Origin of the sequence: Gottfriedia acidiceleris, assembly GCF_050457485.1 — a bacterium.
Taxonomy (GTDB): Bacteria; Bacillota; Bacilli; order Bacillales; family Bacillaceae_G; genus Gottfriedia; species Gottfriedia acidiceleris_D.
This window is the reverse complement of record NZ_JBCMJM010000012.1, coordinates 99,671-119,484: the sequence shown is the minus strand read 5'-3', so window position 1 is coordinate 119,484 and position 19,814 is coordinate 99,671. Positions and strand designations below refer to the sequence as shown.

The 19,814-nt window shown below is 31.8% G+C and carries 21 protein-coding genes; 9 read left to right on the top strand and 12 right to left on the bottom strand.

Translation table 11 applies throughout. The features are described 5' to 3' along the window. Nucleotides 1-158: 158 nt before the first annotated feature. The 5 genes from ABEY15_RS13660 to ABEY15_RS13640 form a co-directional block, all read right to left on the bottom strand. Complete coding sequence (locus ABEY15_RS13660) at nucleotides 159-938, bottom strand: DUF2268 domain-containing protein (RefSeq protein ID WP_429890652.1); 780 nt, start codon at nucleotides 936-938, stop codon at nucleotides 159-161. A 151-nt stretch (nucleotides 939-1,089) separates the two neighbouring features. Then, nucleotides 1,090-2,328 carry a beta-ketoacyl-ACP synthase II gene (gene fabF / locus ABEY15_RS13655; RefSeq protein ID WP_429890650.1) on the bottom strand — a complete coding sequence of 413 codons (1,239 nt, stop codon included), beginning with the start codon at nucleotides 2,326-2,328 and terminating at the stop codon, nucleotides 1,090-1,092. Between the two features lie 25 nt (nucleotides 2,329-2,353). Then, entirely contained in the window at nucleotides 2,354-3,289 is a 936-nt protein-coding gene (locus ABEY15_RS13650; protein WP_069032976.1) for a beta-ketoacyl-ACP synthase III, read from the bottom strand. A gap of 465 nt (nucleotides 3,290-3,754) precedes the next feature. After that, entirely contained in the window at nucleotides 3,755-4,561 is an 807-nt protein-coding gene (locus tag ABEY15_RS13645) for a hypothetical protein (protein ID WP_429890649.1), read from the bottom strand. A 47-nt stretch (nucleotides 4,562-4,608) separates the two neighbouring features. Further along, nucleotides 4,609-5,334, bottom strand: a complete 726-nt coding sequence (locus ABEY15_RS13640; protein WP_429890648.1) for an alpha/beta hydrolase — start codon at nucleotides 5,332-5,334, stop codon at nucleotides 4,609-4,611. Nucleotides 5,335-5,497: 163 nt separating this feature from the next. On the opposite strand from ABEY15_RS13640, the gene ABEY15_RS13635 reads away from it, so the two are divergent. Beyond that, nucleotides 5,498-5,686, top strand: coding sequence for a YjzD family protein (locus ABEY15_RS13635; protein WP_069032973.1), 189 nt, complete (start codon nucleotides 5,498-5,500; stop codon nucleotides 5,684-5,686). Between the two features lie 228 nt (nucleotides 5,687-5,914). Here the strand turns inward: ABEY15_RS13635 and ABEY15_RS13630 are convergent, their stop codons facing one another. Beyond that, the gene (locus tag ABEY15_RS13630; RefSeq protein WP_056473610.1) at nucleotides 5,915-6,097 is read right to left on the bottom strand and encodes a YjzC family protein; all 183 of its coding nucleotides are present in this window, start codon (nucleotides 6,095-6,097) and stop codon (nucleotides 5,915-5,917) included. Between the two features lie 152 nt (nucleotides 6,098-6,249). Here ABEY15_RS13630 and ABEY15_RS13625 point away from each other — a divergent pair, with 152 nt between their 5' ends. Both ABEY15_RS13625 and ABEY15_RS13620 read left to right on the top strand, forming a co-directional pair. Further along, on the top strand, nucleotides 6,250-7,062 hold the full coding sequence (locus ABEY15_RS13625; RefSeq protein WP_429890646.1) for a Cof-type HAD-IIB family hydrolase: 813 nt from the start codon (nucleotides 6,250-6,252) through the stop codon (nucleotides 7,060-7,062). A gap of 185 nt (nucleotides 7,063-7,247) precedes the next feature. Next, nucleotides 7,248-7,391, top strand: coding sequence for a hypothetical protein (locus ABEY15_RS13620; protein WP_429890645.1), 144 nt, complete (start codon nucleotides 7,248-7,250; stop codon nucleotides 7,389-7,391). Nucleotides 7,392-7,483: 92 nt separating this feature from the next. Here ABEY15_RS13620 and ABEY15_RS13615 read toward each other — a convergent pair whose 3' ends face one another. Next, on the bottom strand, nucleotides 7,484-8,002 hold the full coding sequence (locus tag ABEY15_RS13615; RefSeq protein WP_429890644.1) for a BsuPI-related putative proteinase inhibitor: 519 nt from the start codon (nucleotides 8,000-8,002) through the stop codon (nucleotides 7,484-7,486). A gap of 241 nt (nucleotides 8,003-8,243) precedes the next feature. Between ABEY15_RS13615 and ABEY15_RS13610 the strand changes: the two genes are divergently transcribed. Then, nucleotides 8,244-8,717, top strand: a complete 474-nt coding sequence (locus tag ABEY15_RS13610) for a DUF421 domain-containing protein (RefSeq protein WP_429890643.1) — start codon at nucleotides 8,244-8,246, stop codon at nucleotides 8,715-8,717. A 172-nt stretch (nucleotides 8,718-8,889) separates the two neighbouring features. On the opposite strand, the gene ABEY15_RS13605 is transcribed toward ABEY15_RS13610, so the two are convergent. Next, the gene (locus tag ABEY15_RS13605) at nucleotides 8,890-9,699 is read right to left on the bottom strand and encodes a YitT family protein (protein WP_429890768.1); all 810 of its coding nucleotides are present in this window, start codon (nucleotides 9,697-9,699) and stop codon (nucleotides 8,890-8,892) included. A gap of 215 nt (nucleotides 9,700-9,914) precedes the next feature. Here ABEY15_RS13605 and ABEY15_RS13600 point away from each other — a divergent pair, with 215 nt between their 5' ends. Further along, nucleotides 9,915-10,043, top strand: coding sequence for a DUF3941 domain-containing protein (locus ABEY15_RS13600; protein WP_097973689.1), 129 nt, complete (start codon nucleotides 9,915-9,917; stop codon nucleotides 10,041-10,043). 214 nt (nucleotides 10,044-10,257) lie between these two features. Here the strand turns inward: ABEY15_RS13600 and ABEY15_RS13595 are convergent, their stop codons facing one another. Continuing rightward, entirely contained in the window at nucleotides 10,258-11,109 is an 852-nt protein-coding gene (locus ABEY15_RS13595; protein WP_429890642.1) for a YitT family protein, read from the bottom strand. 98 nt (nucleotides 11,110-11,207) lie between these two features. Then, nucleotides 11,208-12,083 (bottom strand): CvfB family protein, encoded by an 876-nt coding sequence (locus tag ABEY15_RS13590; RefSeq protein WP_429890641.1) that lies wholly within the window; start codon nucleotides 12,081-12,083, stop codon nucleotides 11,208-11,210. Between the two features lie 123 nt (nucleotides 12,084-12,206). On the opposite strand from ABEY15_RS13590, the gene ABEY15_RS13585 reads away from it, so the two are divergent. Continuing rightward, entirely contained in the window at nucleotides 12,207-12,698 is a 492-nt protein-coding gene (locus tag ABEY15_RS13585; RefSeq protein WP_069032968.1) for a YajQ family cyclic di-GMP-binding protein, read from the top strand. Between the two features lie 63 nt (nucleotides 12,699-12,761). Here ABEY15_RS13585 and ABEY15_RS13580 read toward each other — a convergent pair whose 3' ends face one another. Beyond that, nucleotides 12,762-13,805 (bottom strand): LacI family DNA-binding transcriptional regulator, encoded by a 1,044-nt coding sequence (locus ABEY15_RS13580; RefSeq protein WP_429890640.1) that lies wholly within the window; start codon nucleotides 13,803-13,805, stop codon nucleotides 12,762-12,764. Between the two features lie 216 nt (nucleotides 13,806-14,021). After that, nucleotides 14,022-15,524, bottom strand: a complete 1,503-nt coding sequence (locus ABEY15_RS13575) for an alpha-amylase family glycosyl hydrolase (RefSeq protein ID WP_429890639.1) — start codon at nucleotides 15,522-15,524, stop codon at nucleotides 14,022-14,024. Between the two features lie 215 nt (nucleotides 15,525-15,739). On the opposite strand from ABEY15_RS13575, the gene ABEY15_RS13570 reads away from it, so the two are divergent. From ABEY15_RS13570 to ABEY15_RS13560, 3 genes are all read left to right on the top strand, one after another. After that, nucleotides 15,740-17,512, top strand: a complete 1,773-nt coding sequence (locus tag ABEY15_RS13570; protein WP_429890638.1) for a glycoside hydrolase family 13 protein — start codon at nucleotides 15,740-15,742, stop codon at nucleotides 17,510-17,512. A 670-nt stretch (nucleotides 17,513-18,182) separates the two neighbouring features. Beyond that, on the top strand, nucleotides 18,183-19,409 hold the full coding sequence (locus ABEY15_RS13565; RefSeq protein ID WP_098948512.1) for an ammonium transporter: 1,227 nt from the start codon (nucleotides 18,183-18,185) through the stop codon (nucleotides 19,407-19,409). A gap of 12 nt (nucleotides 19,410-19,421) precedes the next feature. Next, nucleotides 19,422-19,784, top strand: coding sequence for a P-II family nitrogen regulator (locus tag ABEY15_RS13560; protein ID WP_069032963.1), 363 nt, complete (start codon nucleotides 19,422-19,424; stop codon nucleotides 19,782-19,784). Nucleotides 19,785-19,814 lie beyond the last annotated feature (30 nt).

Genomic DNA, 19,814 nt, shown 5'->3' with positions numbered 1-19,814 from the left:
AATTTATTCCATTTTCCACTGAATTACAAAAAGTGTTTAACAAACTGAATGAAAAATCGTCAATAAATCATTAAAATATCGTAGATTAAAGCCATCTCTGATACATTAATACTGCAATACATTATATTAGCTCTGATAGGCTCATGAATCGTTTGCATTCAAATCGAAATATAATGTATTGCATTTTCCTTAATCTTTTTACTTGGCGTTCGTAAAAGGATATCAGTTGACCATTCTGTCTGCTCTGTACAACTTTTAACAATGTCATATCCAACACTGTAACCCAATAATTTTGGAATTCCGTTCCCACCATACAAGTATTTAGAAAAATTATCATCATTACTTGTTATCTCAAGTTTATCGATTAAATATTTTTTATAATATAATTCACATTGCTTGGAAGAATACTGATTTGTCCATGGTGCCTGAACTGCTTCTCCATATTTATCTAAAACTGCAGTTTCGGCTAACCCTTCTAAAATCATTGCATCAAGTAATGTGACCTTTTTGTTTTTATATAACTTTGTCAATCTTACAATATGATGATACTCATGTAATAATACTGCTTTATGTTGTAAAATTCCTTCTAATGGGGACAAAAATAAACAAATACAATTTTTATGTGCGATTCCGCCCCTTTGATAAGTCGTGTTTTTAAACATACTTGCACTTCTATGACAAGGTAAAATAAAGATAGGTATGTCTGGTCCATTAAATTCTCTTTTTAACTTCTCAAACTCTTCTGAGAGGCTTTTCCATATACTTTCTTCATCTAGTTGTTTCAGATCATCTTTACTCAAGGTTGACAGCCTCGATAAACCGTGGGAAAGAAGATATTTATATAAACTCTCCTCATTATATTTCGGAAAATATGGTAAAAGTTTTTTCATTACTATTTGTTTATCTTCAATAAAATCAACCCATTTATAAGTAGGCATTATCCCAAGTTAATCACCTCAATTTACTATTAAAGTATGATAATTAACTAGTGAAAGTTACTTTTTTTTACACTGTGATTTCTAATATAAAAAAAGCTTAGGTAAAGACCTAAGCTTTCGTGCCCAAAAGATATATAAATAAATTTTAAACTTATTTAGTGTATTCTTTAAATGCTAAAGTGACATTATGTCCACCAAATCCTAATGAATTAGAAATTGCTGCTTTTACATTAAATGGTCTAGCAACATTTGGTACATAATCTAAATCACATTCGCTATCAGTTTCTTGGTGATTAATCGTTGGAGCAATTACTTTATTATGAATTGTTAGTGCTGTAATAATTGCTTCAATCCCACCAGCTGCTCCTAGCATATGACCAGTCATAGATTTTGTTGAACTAATTGGTACATTGTATGCATGTTCACCAAATACTTCTTTAATTGCCATCGTTTCAAATTTATCGTTTAATTCAGTACTTGTTCCATGCGCATTAATGTAATGAATATCTTCAACTGATAAACCAGCATCATCAAGTGCCATTCTCATTGCACGTGCGCCACCTTCTCCTCCTGGAGCTGGTGCTGTAATATGGTGCGCATCACCAGTTGTTCCGTATCCAACGATTTCAGCATAAATCTTCGCTCCACGAGCTAATGCGTGTTCTAATTCCTCAAGGAATACGATACCAGCACCTTCACCAATGATAAAGCCATCACGAGCATTATCAAATGGACGACAAGCTTTTTCTGGATCTGGATTTAATGATAAAGCTCTTGCAGCACAGAATCCAGCAAGACCCATATCAGTAATTGGTGCTTCTGCTCCACCTGTAATCATTGCAACTGCATCGCCACGTTGAATAATTTTGAAAGCATCACCAATCGAACTTGCACCAGAAGCACAAGCTGTAACTGTACAACCATTTGGACCCTTAGCACCTGTTAAGATAGATACTTGTCCAGATGCCATATCAGGGATTAGCATCGGAATAAAGAATGGGCTTACTCGACGTGCACCTTTTGTTTGGAAAGTATTAAACTGTTCTTCATATGTCTCCATACCACCGATACCAGAACCAATCCAAACACCAACTTTTGGAGCAATTTCTTCATCAATCGTAAAGTTTGCATCTTCTAATGCCATTTTTGAAGCTGCAATTGCATAGTGAGTAAAACGGTCCATGCGTTTAACTTCTTTTTTATCAATATATTTTTCAGGATCAAAGTCTTTTACTTCTCCTGCAACTTTAACAGGGAAATTATCAGGATTTTTTCGAGTCAGAACGCCAATTCCACTCTTTCCATTCATTAAACTTTCCCATACTGTATTTATATCATTACCAATAGGTGATACTGCACCTAAACCTGTAATAACAACTCGTTTTTTCATATCTAAAAATCCTCCTTCAATTAGATTATCTTCCGAATCGAAGTGCAATTGCACCCCAAGTTAATCCGCCGCCAAATCCAACTAATACTAATACATCGTCTTCTTTAACATTTCCTTTTTTATATTCTTCAACTAATGCAATTGGAATTGAAGATGAAGATGTATTACCATGACGATCAATAATTACACTCATTTTTTCTTTAGGAAGCTGTAATCTTTCTCTTGCAGCGTCCATTATACGAGTATTCGCTTGGTGTGGAATTAAGAAATCCACTTCTTCTTTTGTTAATCCTGCTAATTTTAATACAGTTTCACAAGAATCTCCCATTTGACGAACTGCAAATTTAAACACTTCTCGACCATTCATTACTAAGTGATCTCCACCTTTATAAAGATGTTTACCACCTGTACCGTCCGCTCCTAATTCATAAGAAAGAATTCCTCTACCTTCACTTACTGGACCGATAACCGCAGCACCTGCACCGTCACCAAATAAAACTGCCGTATTACGATCTTCCCAGTTAACAATTTTAGTTAACTTTTCAGCTCCGATTACTAGAATTCTACTGTATGTACCAGTTTTTACAAACTGAGCTGCAGTAACAACTCCGTAAATAAATCCAGCACAAGCAGCACTAATATCCATTGCAGCTGCATTTTTAGCTCCAAGTCTTTCTTGAATTACACATGCAACTGATGGAAACGACTTATCTGGAGTTACAGTTCCAACTAGAATTAAGTCAAGTTCTTCTGCTTTTACATCTGCATCTTTTAAAGCTTCTACCGCAGCTTCATATGCTAAATCAGATGTGTCTTGTTCGTCACTAGCAATTCTTCTTTCTTTAATACCAGTACGACTAACAATCCACTCATCTGAAGTATCCATCATTTGTTCTAAATCATAATTAGTTAACTTTTTTTCGGGTACGTATGAGCCAATACCTAAAATTCCAGCATTCATTAATATCCCCGCCTTACTTTATTATTTTTATGTCTTCTTATTATTACCTGGTACTAATTTTATGAAATAATATGTACTTTGTCTACATTTTTATCTTTTAAAATCTAGGCTATGTAAAAAAGAGGAATCATTTCTTAAAAAGAATACCACTCAATTGGACGAACCTCAAAGCCACAAAGCGTATTTTTAAACGAATAGTATTCTACTACAAAAAAGGAAATAGTTCAAAATGAACCATTTCCTTCACGCTGTTGAAAAACAATCTTGTCAATTATTAACCATGTTTTCGTAAAGGAGCCCACGTAAGGTTGATTTCCGCTACAGGATGCTCGCTTTCCAACTTTCCATGGAGCGAGACCTGAGCCTCATCGTCACGTACGTTCCTGTGGGGTCTCAGCCTTCCCGCACATCCCATAGGAGTCGAGCACCCCTTTAGCTTCAATCAACTTATTCATCAAAAAAGTTTTAGTAAAGATGAAAATGCTGTTGAATTTGCTGTTTTTGCTTTTGTATACCATCCTCAAATGAAGTTGTATTAATAATAATAAAAGGAGTTGCATCAATATAGTTTCTCATTTGAGTGAATTTTATTCCGTCGATCATATTTTGTAATCCGGTGAAACTCCCGTCCTCTGGTAAGTACATACTTTGTTTAGCTGTAATGATATATTTATGTTCTTTTAATTCCTTCTCAGAAATTATCCGAATTGCTTTACCTACATCTTCTACAAATAGGATTTCATTCGAACCGTATACATTTTTTATGGAAACATTTCTCTTTCCTAAGTCTTGAACAATCAATTCATGTACTAAGCCTGCGGATGGCTCCCAAGGTCCATATAAAGATGGAATTTCAATATAAGTAATATTACAATCTATATTTTTACTCAATTCATTAACAGTTCTTTCTAAATCTGCTAATTCTTTTTTTGTAGATAATAAAAAGATAATATCCTTACTTTTGCCAATGATCTTGTTAAAAAGTTTTTCTGTAAACTCTAAACTATTAATTGAGCCTTTTAACTTTAGTTCGTCATAAAAATGACAAATAAAAATAGTATCATATTGCTCATTCTCTAATAAAAATTGCTCTTCATCCAAAAAGACGACCCTTGCATTTCTTCCGATTGAAAAGATTTTTTCTTCACTTATTAAATCACTTTCATTTCCTTTTTCCATCACAACGGCTGAAACATCGTTATATTCCATTAGTTGGCAAACCAACTCATATCCTATAAATCCACTGGATCCAATTACAGCACACTTTTTCATTATTAACCTCCTTCTTTTAGGAAATTTATTCAAAAAAAATATAGAGACTACAAAACATCCTGATATTTTTTTAAAAACCTTATTAAGTTTCTTCCACAGTCAAATTTTTTCTCTTCTAATGAAATCAAAATCGAAATCGGTAAATTATTTTTATGTCGCTCTTCTTCTAAAAGTCTAATATCGCTTTTCCATTTATAATGATTTCTTGTTGTGGTGTAAATTTTAATTGGTGAGATTGTTTCATAAAAAAAACATTCTCTATCTATAACCATATATATATCCGACGCTTTATATGCTCTTAAAATTTCATGAACTGTTCTTTTATAGAACAATTTATTTTCTCTTTCTAAATCTAATTCATTTTTTATATTTAACGAAGGATTTAATAATGAAATACTTCTGACTTTTCCCTTTAAGAGACCAAGTAATTTACAAACGACTAATGCACCAGTACCTTCCCCAATTATATGAATTGATGGATTCAAAATTTCTTTTCTCATAACTGAATGATATAAGCTTTCTGCTAAATCGACAGCGTCATCAGAACCCCAATTTTTTCCATATAAATTTGAAGTGAATACTGTGTACCCTTCATCTGTTAAAGTTGATAATAACTTTCTTTTATCAAAATGCTGCAATAAGCAACTATGTGCATTATCTACGTAATGAGTATTCCCACCGATATAGAGTACTCCGAAACCATTCGGTCTAATAGGTAGATGAATAACTGCATATTGATCCTCTTGTTTAAAAAATCTCTCAGTTACAGGCATTCCTATCACCTTATTATTAATGTAGTATTTTTGGGGAATTATAAAATAGGTATAAAAAATTCTTAAGTTACTTTTTTTAATTAAAACTTTTTAATTATAACTTCAATTATCAAATTTCTAGGTATATAATATGATAAGAACTAACTAGATAGGAGTGATTAGAGTGCGTTTTATTATGACATTGTTCTGGAGCTTTGTTTTATGCCAAATGGGAGCTTACGTTTTAAGTTCAATGACTGGCGGAGAGTATAATTTCACAACTGCTTCAGTTATGGCTGTAGTATTATCTTTAGCTATTTCAGTTCTTAGCGAAGCAATAATTCCTAACGAACCTGTTGCAAAACACCACTAAAATCTATATATAACATATGTTGTAGCACCCAAAAACGTTCAACTTGGTATATACATATGTCATCATTTATAGATTTAGATAATTTATAAAATACTAAAATTTTGATAAATACATTCAATATTTTGTATATTGTAAAAGCATAAAAGAGCGCCCTCGATCAATTAATCGAAAGCGCTTTTTTTATACCTCTTTTGTTTTTTATTATGTTTACTCTTCTATGATCCACAATTATTTAAATTTAGATTTATATGTCCATTTTCTGTTATGGTTTTGTGTATCTGGAAAAACTTCTCCTGCCTGAAGTTTAATTTGTTTTGGGCGAGTTACGTTACTTCCTGTTTCACCGATTTCTACGTATACCCCATTATTTGGTGCTTTGTCGCCTGGTCGAAATTGATGTGCTTGTCCCATAATCCATTCCTCCTTCTTTTTAGGTTCTTATTGTTCCTCTAAAAAGAAAGTTTTTTCTTTTAAAAAGATGGTATTATTAGTAATAATTGGCTTTTTATCCAATAATATTTTTTCTTAAAAAGATTAACATTAAAAAATAAAAGGTGATGAATATGAAAACAAAACACTTAATTGCACTAGATTTAGACGGCACCTTATTAACGGATGAAAAAACAATATCCGAACGTACTTTAAAAGTGATCCAACAGTTAAAGAATCAGGGTCACGAAGTATGCATTTCAACTGGTAGACCTTTTAGAGCTAGTAAAATGTATTATGACCAATTAAAACTTACAACTCCAATTGTAAACTTTAATGGTGCTTATGTTCATCACCCTCTAGATGATTCATGGGGAGTTTATCACGAATCATTACCTTTAGAAGTTGCAAAAGAGGTAATTAGTTCTTGTAGAGAGTATGAATTAAAAAATATGTATGCTGAAGTAATGGACGATGTATACGCGGATAAACACGAAGAGGAGATCCTCCCACTTTTCCACTACTTAAAAGAAGATATAATCCACGGAGATTTAGTGATAAATCTTTCTCAAGCGCCAACATGTCTTCTAATCGATAGTGAAGAGTCTCATGTTGCAAGTATTCGTGAACACCTTTCAAATGTCCACGCTGAAGTAATTGATCACCGTCGCTGGGCAGCACCTCATCATATAATCGAAATAGTTAAAGCTGGTATGAATAAGGCAATAGGTCTACAAAAAGTAGCATCTTTCTATAATATTCCTCGAAAAAACATTATAGCTTTTGGGGATGAGGACAATGATTTGGAAATGATTGAATATGCTGGTCATGGTGTTGCTATGGATAACGCAATTCATCAATTAAAGAATATTGCAAATCACACAACATTATCTAATCAAGATGATGGAATCGCGATTTTCCTTGAAGATTTTTTCAACTTAAAATAATAATTCTTCTTTGTCATTAATTTCAAAGATAACTAATAATAACCACTTATAACAATTTGCTAAATGAGCATTCTATTAAGGACTTCACCAAAGGGATTATCCACTTTTTGATATTGATCAATTACTATTGGAAATTCTTGAGAAGTCAAAAACAAAAAGCTTTCCTAATTTAGGAGGGAATCATAATGGGCAAAAGTAATAAGTCTAAGCGCTTTATTCAACAAAGTTCTGATTCTGTTACAAAGTACTCTGAAAAATTCCCTTACCACTTTACATTAGCTGAAGCAGAAGAGCGAAAAGCTAATAATAGACAAAACTTTAATGCTTAATTTAAAGCATTAAAAACAAAAAACAACCATTGGAATACTCCTTTGGTTGTTTTTTTACTAATTATAGTTCTCGGTTTCTGCTAGTTCTTTATTTACTGAAGAAGTTTTTGGTAAGAAACTATTTGGGTAACAGGTTTAATTTCTCCATTAAGATTCTTCTCATTAACCTTTGATGCAACGATATTTGCAGTTATTTCATAATTCCCATATGGAAGGTTTTTATTTGCAAAATTAACTTGCTCTTCCCAAACTTGTGTTTTTCCGCTAGGAACCGCAACATTTGTAATGACTTGTGCATATACCATTTCTCGGGAGGATTGATAAACTATTTGTCCACTTTCATCTTTAATTGTAAAATCAACTGTTTGTGATGAAGGGAATGTAAAATTTGCAGGGATTTTATTTTCATTACTTAATGAATATTTCATTTTTACAAGCCCGTTAGCTTCTGTAATTTCAAGTGTTGGTGAAAGCTTTTCAACGTCAATCTCATTACTTTGACCTACAGTTTGTTTTGTACTTGGTGTTGGTTTTATTTCCTTGTCACTCTTTGCACCACAACCAGAAAGAAGTAGTGAACAAGCTAGTAAGAGAATCGATCTCTTTTTCAAAATAATCTCCACCTTTTTAGTATCCTTCCCCTAAATTATACCAAAAATCTGAGAAATTACTTTAACAAAATATTAGTGATTAAATCACCTTCTCTTAAAAAAATTAAGTTCCTACTATTGCCACCTAATACATTTCCAATCATATTCCATTTTCTATTAATCATTAAAATTGTCTATAAAAAATAATAGAGCTTTATCAATGACATATGTACTCCTTACCCATAATTGAAAGGGAATTAATATGATGCACACTATTTTTCATTCATTTATACTAATTTTAGTTAGCATTTTACTTTTAAGAATAGCTGGAAGAAAATCATTTTCACAAATGACCTTGCCTCAAACGATTGTTATGATTTCGATTGGTACAATTATCGTTACTCCAATTATTGAAAAGGGCTTAACAAAAACAATTGTTGCTGCCACAGTTTTTGTATTAACTCTAATTGTATTAGTATATTTGCAGATGAAATCGAATACTCTTGAAAAATTTTTTACAAGAAAATCAAAAATCGTAGTAGAAAACGGGAAGTTGAATGTTAAAAATTTAAAAAAGTTACGTTTAACGGTTGATCAATTTGAATTGCGTATTCGAAATGAAGGAATAAATAAATTTGATGATATTAAGTTTGCTACAATTGAACCAAATGGCCTCTTAGGATTCGAATTAACTGAGGATGCAAAACCATTAACAATTAGAGAGATTAAACACTAATGGAGTCGTACGGATTTCAACTTAACAAAAATATTTTAAGCGAGAATACTCAAAGTTCTGCTTCAATTTTTAATGAATTAAAAGGAAAACAAAAACCCGAAAATCCTAAATTGAAATAATTCAAAAAAAGACTAGCAAAATTAAACTTAACTTTTTGCTAGTCTTTTTCTATTTAAATCTTTCTAAATTCCCCTAAAACATCAACGGTTTGTACCACATTCGTAAAAGCTTTAGGATCTACCCTTTTTATAATTCTTTCCAAATCATATAATTCATAACGAGATAAAACAATCATTAAAATATCTTTATCTTGTTTAGTAAATGCTCCAGTAGCATTCATTTGTGTAATTCCTCGGACAAGTTTCGCATGAATTTCTTTTCTAAGCTCTTCACCTTTTGTAGTGATAATCATTGCCGTTAGCTTAACATGACTTGTATGAACACTATCGATCACACGAGTAGTAACATATAAATTGATTAAAGTATAAAGAGCTTTTTCCATTCCATATAGCTGGCCAGCTGTAATGATAATAATTGCATTAAACAAAAAGAAATAAGTTCCAACCGGTTTCCCTTTTGATTTCGAAAGAACTAAGGCGATAATATCTAATCCACCTGTAGATCCGCCAAATTTTAATGTCATTCCAATTCCGATCGCAGCAATTAAACCACCAAAGACTGCATTAAGAAGAATATCATCAGAAAAAATCGGTTTAACAGGTAAGATTTCCAAAAATAATGTCATGATCCCTACACTAAAGAAACTAAAAAACGTAAAGGAACGTCCAACTTTTTTCCATGCTAAGACGATAACAGGAATATTTAATAACGCTAAAAGAATCCCCGTCGTTGCAGTAAACGGAGTGTAGTCAGTAATAATATTTGAAAGTAACTGCGCTAGACCTGCAAAACCACTTGAATAAACATTAGCAGGGATTAAAAAACAATTCATTGCAAATGCATTTAAGAAACCACCAATCATTACTACAACCAGCTTAAATAAAAGCTCTTTATTTCTTTCCACCAACTCTGCTTCCTCCTCAAAAAAATAAAACTTCTCTCTATATTAAAAAATTTGCCTCTGTAAAAACATCATAGTTGTTTAACAAAAGCCAAAATGTAAAAACGAACACACATACATAATTAAGGTAATAAAGGCAAACCTAACATTATCATTTCTTATAAAGGAGCTTAAATATGCCTACTAGTGATAATGACAAAAAAGCAAAAGATAATAACGCTATAAGAGAAAAGAAAAATGCACAAGAAAGTAAAAATGCACAAGCTGGTAAGAAATCTTTTTCTAAAAGTGTCGATCATCTTTAATATTTAAAAAACGTTTTAAACGATTCAAAAAACATGTAGAATTTCATCCAATAGTTTAAGTATATTTAAATCTTTCTGAAAGACAATAAGAACTTTCTAAACTTGAAAAAGCCTTATTATTAATAAGATTCAAAAAATAAAACTGTTCAACTTTTCCATTAATTTTGGTAAAAGTCGAACAGTTTTTTATGATTGTTTTAATAAAATTCCATTCTTAAAACTTCCTAAATTCACCAAATACATCAATTGTTTGAACGATATTTGTAAACGCCTTTTCATCAACGGATTTAATGACTTTCGATAGATAATATAGCTCATACCTTGATAGTACCATCATTAAAATTTGTTTATCTTGATTCGTAAAGGCACCTTTTGCATTAATCGCAGTAATTCCTCGCACTAGCTTCGAATGGATTTCTTTACGCAACTCGTCACCTTTTGTTGTTACAATAAAGGCAGTTACTTTAATATGACTAGTATGAATTGCATCAATGAATCTAGACGTTACGTATAGGTTAATTAGTGTATAAAGTGCTTTCTCCATTCCATATATATAGCCCGCTGTTAAGATAATTAACGCATTAAACAGGAAGAAATAGGTACCAACTGGTTTTCCTTTCGAACGTGATAATACTAGTGCAACAATATCTAATCCACCTGTTGAAGCACCAAACTTTAATGTATATCCAATCCCAACGGCAACAATTAATCCACCAAATACTGCGTTTAGTAAAATATCTTTTGAGAATAAAGGCGTTACTGGGATTACTTCTAAAAATAACGTCGTGATTCCAACGCTTAAAATCGTAAAATAAGTAAAAGATGGACCTATTTTTTTCCATGCTAATATGATGACAGGGATATTTAATATTGCAAGTAAAATACCAGTAGAAGCCGAAAAAGGTGTAAAATCATTTAATAAATTAGTAAGTAACTGAGCTAAACCAGAAAAACCACTAGAATAAACACTGACAGGAATTAAAAAACAATTCATAGCAAATGCATTCATAAATGCACCAAATATTACTACAAGAACTTTTATTAACAATTCTTTTTTGTCATTCACCTACAAGCCTCCTAAACATTCATATGTTTAGTATGCCTGTAAATTGTAAAAAAATAGCAAAAAACCACTTCACCTAGTGAAATGGTTTCAAAATCTAATTATTGCTCTTTCTTCTCAAAAAGTTCTTTTGCGTATGTCCAACCGTCTTCTTGATAGATTTTATTTTCCTTTAATAATCTTCCCATCGCTCGTTTGAATGAAGCCTTACTAATTTTAAATCTTACTTTAATATCCTCTGCGTCACTCTTATCCCAGTAAGGCATTGCCCCACCACGACTCATCATATATTCATAAATCTCATTTGCTTCTTGATCTAATCCTTCATGCACCCTTGGTAAAAGTGATACGTTAATACTTCCATCATCTTTAATATCAATAATACGTCCACTTACTCTTTCACCAATGCGAGGTTCAGTTTTTCTCTGTGATTCATGGATAAAACCTATGAAGCGTTCATCAGTTAAAATATAAGAACCCACTCTTAAAGTACGATAAATGATTCCTGTAACATTTTTATTAAGCATACTAGGTTCAGCCGGTACAGAGAACTCTCTCATGACTGGTTCAGTAGCAATTTTAATTAATAGCCTACCTTTGTTTGTTTGCTTTAAGGTACAAAAAATTTCATCGCCTTCTTCAGGCCAAACTTCTTGAAGAGGTGGAAGATCACCTTTTTCTAAAAGAATATCTTTTGAAATGCCGATGTTTACAAAAACACCCACTCCATCAAGTTTATCGACTACTTTTGCAAATCCATAACCTTCTGTTGTAATGAATGGCATTTCCATCGTTGCAGAAAGTCTACCTTTAGAATCATGATATAAAAATACAGTTACTTCTTGATCTATTTCAACTTCACCAGATGCCTCATTTTTATGTAAAAATACTTCTTCTTGATCTTGGACAAGCATATACCCAATATCTGTTTCTCGACTGCAAACTAAAGTTACAATCTCTCCTGCTTGTAAACTCATTCTTTGTTACATCCTCTCTAAACTTCCAAACTAAAAATTATTATATCATGCATAATGAAAGTTTGTTACTTCGTCTATCATACACTATAATACTAGTATTAACGAAATGGAGGGATTCTATCTATGTCAAAAGAAAGTTCATTTGATATTGTTTCAAAAGTAGACTTACCAGAAGTCTCGAATGCGATTCAACTTGCTACAAAAGAAATCGCAACTCGTTATGACTTTAAAGGAAGCAAGAGCTCAATTACATTAGAAAAAGAGGAACTAGTTTTAGTTTCTGATGACGATTATAAGTTAGAGCAATTAAAAGACGTATTAATTAATAAATTAATTAAACGCAATGTTCCTATTAAAAATCTAGACTACAGTAAAGTTGAAGGTGCTTCCGGTGGTACTGTAAGACAAAGAGCTAAATTAGTTCAAGGTATTGATAAAGATAATGCAAAAAAGATCAATACAATCATTAAAAATAGTGGATTAAAAGTAAAATCACAAATTCAAGATGATCAAATCCGTGTAACTGCTAAAAGTAGAGATGATTTACAAGCAATTATCGCTGCTGTAAAAGGTGCAGATTTATCAATTGATGTTCAATTTTTGAATTACCGATAAATATATACATAATGAAAAGAGGATGAAACTAGTCATCCTCTTTTTTAACTTTTATAACTTTAATTAGCTACTAACTAAAGTTAATCTTTCATTTTTTACACATGTACCACGGACTACTATTTTATATGGAACGATAATACTTTTTTCAGTACCATCTGGTTCTTCAATTTTTGTAATAATATTTTTTGCTGCTTCATTGCCTAATTGATAAATATTAATATCTACTGATGTTAATGGTGGATTTGCTAATTCTGCAAAAATTGCATTATTAAAGCTAATAATTGAAATGTTTTTCGGGACTGAAATGTTATGTTCGCTTAATACACTTATAATTCCTAATGCTAATACATCATCAGTTACAACAATTGCAGTCGGAAGTTCCTTTAGTTCTAGCAATTGATTTACTGCTTTTCTTCCACCGTCTCTCGTAAATGATGTAAATATAATTTCTTCTTCATTTACTGAAAGCCCGTTTAATTGCATTGAATCTTGGAATCCACGTAAACGGTTTTGAGTTACTAGAAGACTACTTTCTCCTCCAACAAACGCAATTTGTCTATGTCCATGATCAATTAAATAATTCGTTACATCTCTAGCAGCTGCATAATTATCGTTATCAATATATGTTATATCATCAATTGAATGATAAGGCTTTCCTACTAAAACAAAAGGAAAGTTATTTTCGTTCAAATAATCAATAATTTTATCATTTTCCTTAGAGTAAAGCAGAATAATTCCATCTACTCTTCTACCTCTAATTGTTTTAATCACAGTTTGCTCAACTTCATCTTCATTGTTTCCTGTTATAAAATAAAGAGAGTAATCTTTTTGATTCGAATACGCTGTTACACCTCTAATTACTTCTGCAAAAAAAGGATTATGAAATGATGTATCTAGTGCTGGTGGCAAAACTAATCCAATAGATTTCGTAGATCGATTAGCCAATGACCTTGCATTTAAATTTGGATGATAATTTAGTTCATCCATAACTTTTCTAACTTTTCTTTTTGTTTTTTCACTTATTCTTGGGTTGTTTGAGATAACTCGAGACACCGTTGAAGGCGCTACATTCGCTTTCTTCGCAACATCCTTTATTGTAATAGTCATTTTAATTCCCCTTATTTACGAATGAATGTAAACGTTATCATTTCTTCTTTAGATGTAGACTCTATTAAAAAAATTATTGAGTCTTGATACAATCCACATCTTCCTTCACAAGTCGATGTCCCTGGAATCTAGTGGATTTAAGCTTATTCTAATTTGCTTAGAATACTAAAAAAGACAGCCATCTTCTCAAGTATTCTAAGCTCAACTAACTAGTATTTATTTCTCTTCATTATGACGTCTTCTTGCAAACCATAAAAAGATGATAAATGCTACAAAAATAGATGGAATTGCAATAATCACTCCAATGTTTAAACTAGTTTTAGGTGCAACTGCATAAACATTTGAAGATTCTCTTTTAAGGACGATATCAAATCCTTTTTTATTTGGACGAACTAAATCATCACTTAACATCCCTCTTAGTTCATTAGATTTTTTAACGACATCAAAATCTAAATGAACCTTTTGATCAAGAGAAGTATTATTTATTGCTATGATTGTAGTTTCATCATTGTAATGTCTCTTAATTAAAGTCATACCTTTAGAATCATCATAAAGTACTTCAAAATCACCATCAGAAAGTGACGGTAAAGTTCTTCTTAATTCAGTCAGTTTTTTAATATATTTTGAAAAATCTTCATCAGTACGGAAATCCATTCCTTTTCGATTATCAGGGATGTTTCCACCATTTAGTGCAATTTCTGTCCCGTAATACGTCAACGGAATCCCTGGTGTTGTAAATAAATATGCAAGTGCCAACTTTAATCTTGAAGGTGGATACTGCCCTTTTGATACAGCTACTGAAACAAAACGCTTAGTCATTTCATCATCTACATAGTTAATCATTAATGTCGAGCCTAACTGCTTACTTAAATCCGCTTGTTGTTTCATTATGTCAGTTAATGATTGATTTTGTGAAGAAAACGTATTTGCTAAATCAGCTACTGAATCAACATTATAAATTCCATTAAAACCTAAATTTTTATATTTATTTAGGTCTATATCACTTGAAGCATTTAAATCAGCAAATAAAATGAAATTTGGATTTTTCTTTTTTATTTCTTTGTTAAATGATTCCCAAAATGAAACAGGTACATTATTTACTTCTTGTAAATTATATCCGTCAAAATTACCTTGATCCATCCAATACTTAGCTGTTTCGATTAAGTAATTAGCTACTTCATTGTTTTCTTGATTAAAATCAGGTAACCCATTTATCCATTTCTTTTCTGAACTTGTACTATTTTCAGGATTAAACCAATCCGTTTTTTTAGCAAGTTCACTATTTGGCGAAGCATTATTTGCAACAAAATCAATATAAACTTTTATATTACGTTTATGTGCTTCCTTTACCAACTTCTTAAGATCTTTATTTGTTCCGAACCTTGGATCAATTTTTCTAAAATTAACGACCGAGAATCCATCATATGAATTTGCGTCATTCTCAAAAATAGGTGAAATAGAAATAGCATTATATCCAAAATCCTTAAGATAATCTAATTTTTGGGTAATACCATCTAAATCCCCACCCTGAGATTTATTTAAATCTTTCGGGTCTGTATTTTTATCATTCATAGGATTACCATCAAAAAAACGATCAACTAAAATTCGATAAATCATTTCTTTTCTTAGATCAGTTGTATTTTTTTCTGCAAAACTAATACTTGGTAACGTACTAAAAAATAGTACAAACACTAGTATTAAAAAACCAAATCGCCTCATTTTTTCTCCCCCTGCAAGACACTCGCATGTACAAAAATTTCACTCTCTACATTATTTTGCAAAATATTACAATGAAATTCAAATGTTAAATTAAATTTCATAAAAATGGAAGCGATTGCACACACTATTTAATTATACTGTTACTAAATTAGATAGCAAGTTAATTCCTTATAGACATTAATAATAAAATTTTACTAAAAATAAAGGGTGGGATCATGCAAATTGAATCAATATATCATCAGCCATATGATCAATATGCTTTTTCAATAGATGATAAAACCTATCGTTTAAGAATTCGAACCAAAAAAGGTGATTGTACAGAAATTATTTTTTATTTCGGGGATCCATTCAAATTTAGTGATTCAGGTTGGCAAATTGAATCATCACTCTCCATGTATCTTGCATTTTCCACAGAACTATTCGACTACTGGGAAGTAAATGTAATCCCTCCAAATAAACGAATGAAATATCAATTTCTTTTAAAAAATGAGCAAGATTCTCTATTTTATGGTGAGGGCGGATTTTCAAACAATTTTAACCCTAATGATCAGTCAAACTGTTTTACATTGCCATTTCTTCATAAAAATAATTTAATATCACCTCCGAGTTGGATTAATGATACGATTTGGTATCAAATTTTCCCCGATCGATTTGCTAGTGGGAATAACAAGAATAATCCTATCAATTCGACTCCTTGGGGCTCTACTTTACCAACGAGTTCAAGCTATTTTGGTGGTGATTTAGAAGGTGTTATTCAAAAAATAGATTATCTTAAAAATTTAGGAATATCCGGAATTTATTTAACTCCTATTTTTGAAGCAAATTCAAATCATAAATATAATACAATCAATTATTTTAGAATAGATCCTACTTTTGGAGATGAAAAAGTCTTAAAAACATTAATCGAAAGATGTCATGAAAATAATATTCGAGTAATGCTTGATGCAGTATTTAACCATACAAGTGCATCCTTTCCACCATTTCAAGACGCATTGCAAAACGGAAGGGAATCCGCCTTTTTTGAGTGGTTTCACTTTTTTAAAGATGTACAAAACAATTTAGCGTATGAAACTTTTTCTTTTGTAAAGGAAATGCCAAAACTAAATACAGAAAATAAAGAAGTACAGAATTTTTTATTAGAAATAGGTTCTTATTGGATAAAAGAATTTAATATAGATGGTTGGCGTTTAGATGTAGCGAACGAAATCGATCATTATTTTTGGAAACTATTTAATAAAAAAATGAAGGAACTAAAAAATGATTTGTTTATTGTAGGTGAGATTTGGCACCATGCAATGCCATGGCTAAGAGGCGACGAATTCGATTCTGTTATGAATTATCCTCTAATGAAATCACTTTTTGCTTATTTCGGGTATCAATCAATTTCAAAGATACAATTCCAATATTCGATTAACGATTTAATAGCTCAATATCCATTACCTGTAATCAAAGCACTCTTCAATGTATTAGGTTCACATGATACACCAAGAATACTGACTCAATGTAATCAAAATGAAAAACGAGTGATACTATTATATGTCTTTTTATTTACCTTCTTTGGAACTCCATGTATCTACTACGGGGATGAAATTGGTCTACAAGGTGGAAATGACCCCGAATGCCGAAGCTGTATGCTTTGGGACAAATCAAAATATAATTTAAGTATCTTTAATTCAATAAAAAAATTGATTTCTTTAAGAAAAAAATACTCAGTTTTAGAAAATGACGGTGAGTTTAATTGGGTACAAGCTGAACAGCCCGACATTGTTATGTATGAAAGAAAGAATAATCAATTTCATTTTTTTATCATAATTAATAACTCCAGCGAAAAACAAACAGTTCAAGTACCAATAAATTTAAGTAAGAAAAGAATTACAAATGTATGGAATGGCGAACAGTTTGCAACTGAGTCTGATTCAATTGGTGTTGATTTACTTGAGACCGACTTTTTAATTTTACAAATAGAAGATACAGACTCTTTTAGTTGAGTCTGTATCTTCATGCTGTTGAAAAACAACCCTGTCAATTAAATTACCAAATTTTCGTAAAAGGAGTTTAATGATGTTGATTTCCACTACAGNNCGCTTATCCCATAGGAGTCGAACACCCTTTCGTTCCAATCAACTTATTCATCAAAAAAAGTCCGCAATAAATCCTAATCAAATAGCCTTTACTTAGAGTAACTTAACTAGTGTATATTAATCAGCTTGTATGTCAATTAAATCGAATTTGTTTGTCTAAAAATTAGCTCATAATATTTTTAACTTCTGAAAAAATCATTACTAGTATTATTGGAATCATGAAATTGCTCAAACATATTAACATTTAAAACCATTAATAAATCATCCAAAAAATGATAATTTCATCATTAAATAAATGTTATTTAATGTCCGTTTACCTTATTGACCATTTTATATTTCAACACTCTGAAGATACAGACTCATTTTGGGTCTGTATTTTTATTCATCCAGTTACGTTATGTTAGATTTTCTAACAAATTAGATATATGTTAGCGTTTTCATTATAATTTTATATATTTTTTTGGAATTTTCGTGAAATTATTATTGAATTTTGCATATATTCTGAATATGATAACTTATATAACATTTAATGTTATAAAAACTAACATTAAAGAAATGGGGAATGAAGATGAATGGTATTCAAGCTGCGGATAGTGTATTTCTTTTTATTTCAACAGTTTTAGTCATGATTATGACACCTGGTTTGGCACTTTTTTACGGCGGTATGGTTAAAAGTAAAAACGTATTAAGTACTACAATGCATAGCTATTCTGCTATGGCAATCGTATCAATCCAGTGGGTGTTAATTGGCTACTCTTTAGCATTCGGTCCAGATTTTAATCATTTGATTGGTAACTTTTCTTGGGCAGCATTAAAGGATGTTGGTTTTACTCCAAATGATAACTACAGCGCAACAGTCCCTCATAATCTTTTCATGATGTTCCAGCTAATGTTTGCAATTTTAACTCCTGCTCTTATATCAGGTGCCTTCGCTGAACGCATGAAATTTTCAGCATTTCTATTATTTACACTTTTATGGACAACATTTGTTTACGATCCATTAGCTCACTGGGTTTGGGGCGTGGATGGTTGGCTTCGTAATCTAGGTGCTTTAGACTTCGCTGGTGGAACAGTTGTCCATATTTCCTCCGGTGTTTCAGGTTTAGTTCTGGCTCTACTTCTTGGCAAAAGACGAGATTTCGGATCTACATCACCTCACCATTTACCACTAACTGTATTAGGCGCAGGACTATTATGGTTTGGGTGGTTCGGTTTTAATGTCGGTAGTGCCTTAACATTAAATGATGTGGCATTAACTGCATTCATTAATACAAATACTGCGGCTGCTGCAGCTTCAGTTGCTTGGGTGCTAGTGGAATGGTACGTAAATAAAAAACCTACTATTTTAGGTGGAGTTAGTGGTGCCGTAGCTGGATTAGTTGCAATTACACCTGCTTGCGGATTCGTCACACCTCTCTCATCAATCGTAATTGGATTTTTAGGTGGAGTCATATGCTTTTTAGCAGTAACATACTTAAAATATAAATTCGGATATGACGATGCTTTAGACGCATTCGGTTGTCACGGAATCGGAGGGACATGGGGAGCTATTGCAACAGGTTTATTCGCCACAAAATCAGTAAATAGTGCTGGTGCAAACGGACTTTTTTACGGTGACATATCACTTCTTTGGAAACAACTACTCGCTATCTTAGCAACCTATCTTTTTGCAGGAGTTATTACCTTTTTAATTGTGAAAGTTATAGGCTTTTTCATCCGCATCCGCGTCGATCAAGAGGAAGAAAACCTCGGCCTTGACTTAAGCATACACGGAGAAAAAGCATATCATGACGCAAGTATTTAAGGAGGGAAAAAAATGACTGCAAAATTAACGAAAATTGAAATCATTACTCGGCCAGATAAATTTGATGTTTTAAAAGATGCCCTTTCAAAGGTAGGAATCACTGGAATGACCGTAACGAACGTTTTAGGATGCGGAATGCAATCAGGCTATACGGAAGTGTATCGAGGAAAAAAACGAACGATCAATTTACATGAAAAAATAAAAGTTGAAATAGTCGTATGTGATGTACCTGTTCAAGCTGTTATTGATGAGGCAAAAAGAGTGTTAAAAACAGGAAAACCTGGGGATGGAAAAATATTTGTATACCCTATTGAAAACGCGATAAAAATCCGCACTGGAGAAGAAGGAAGAGACGCTTTACAAAACGATTATTAGATTTTTAAAACCTAGTCGTTAAATATGACT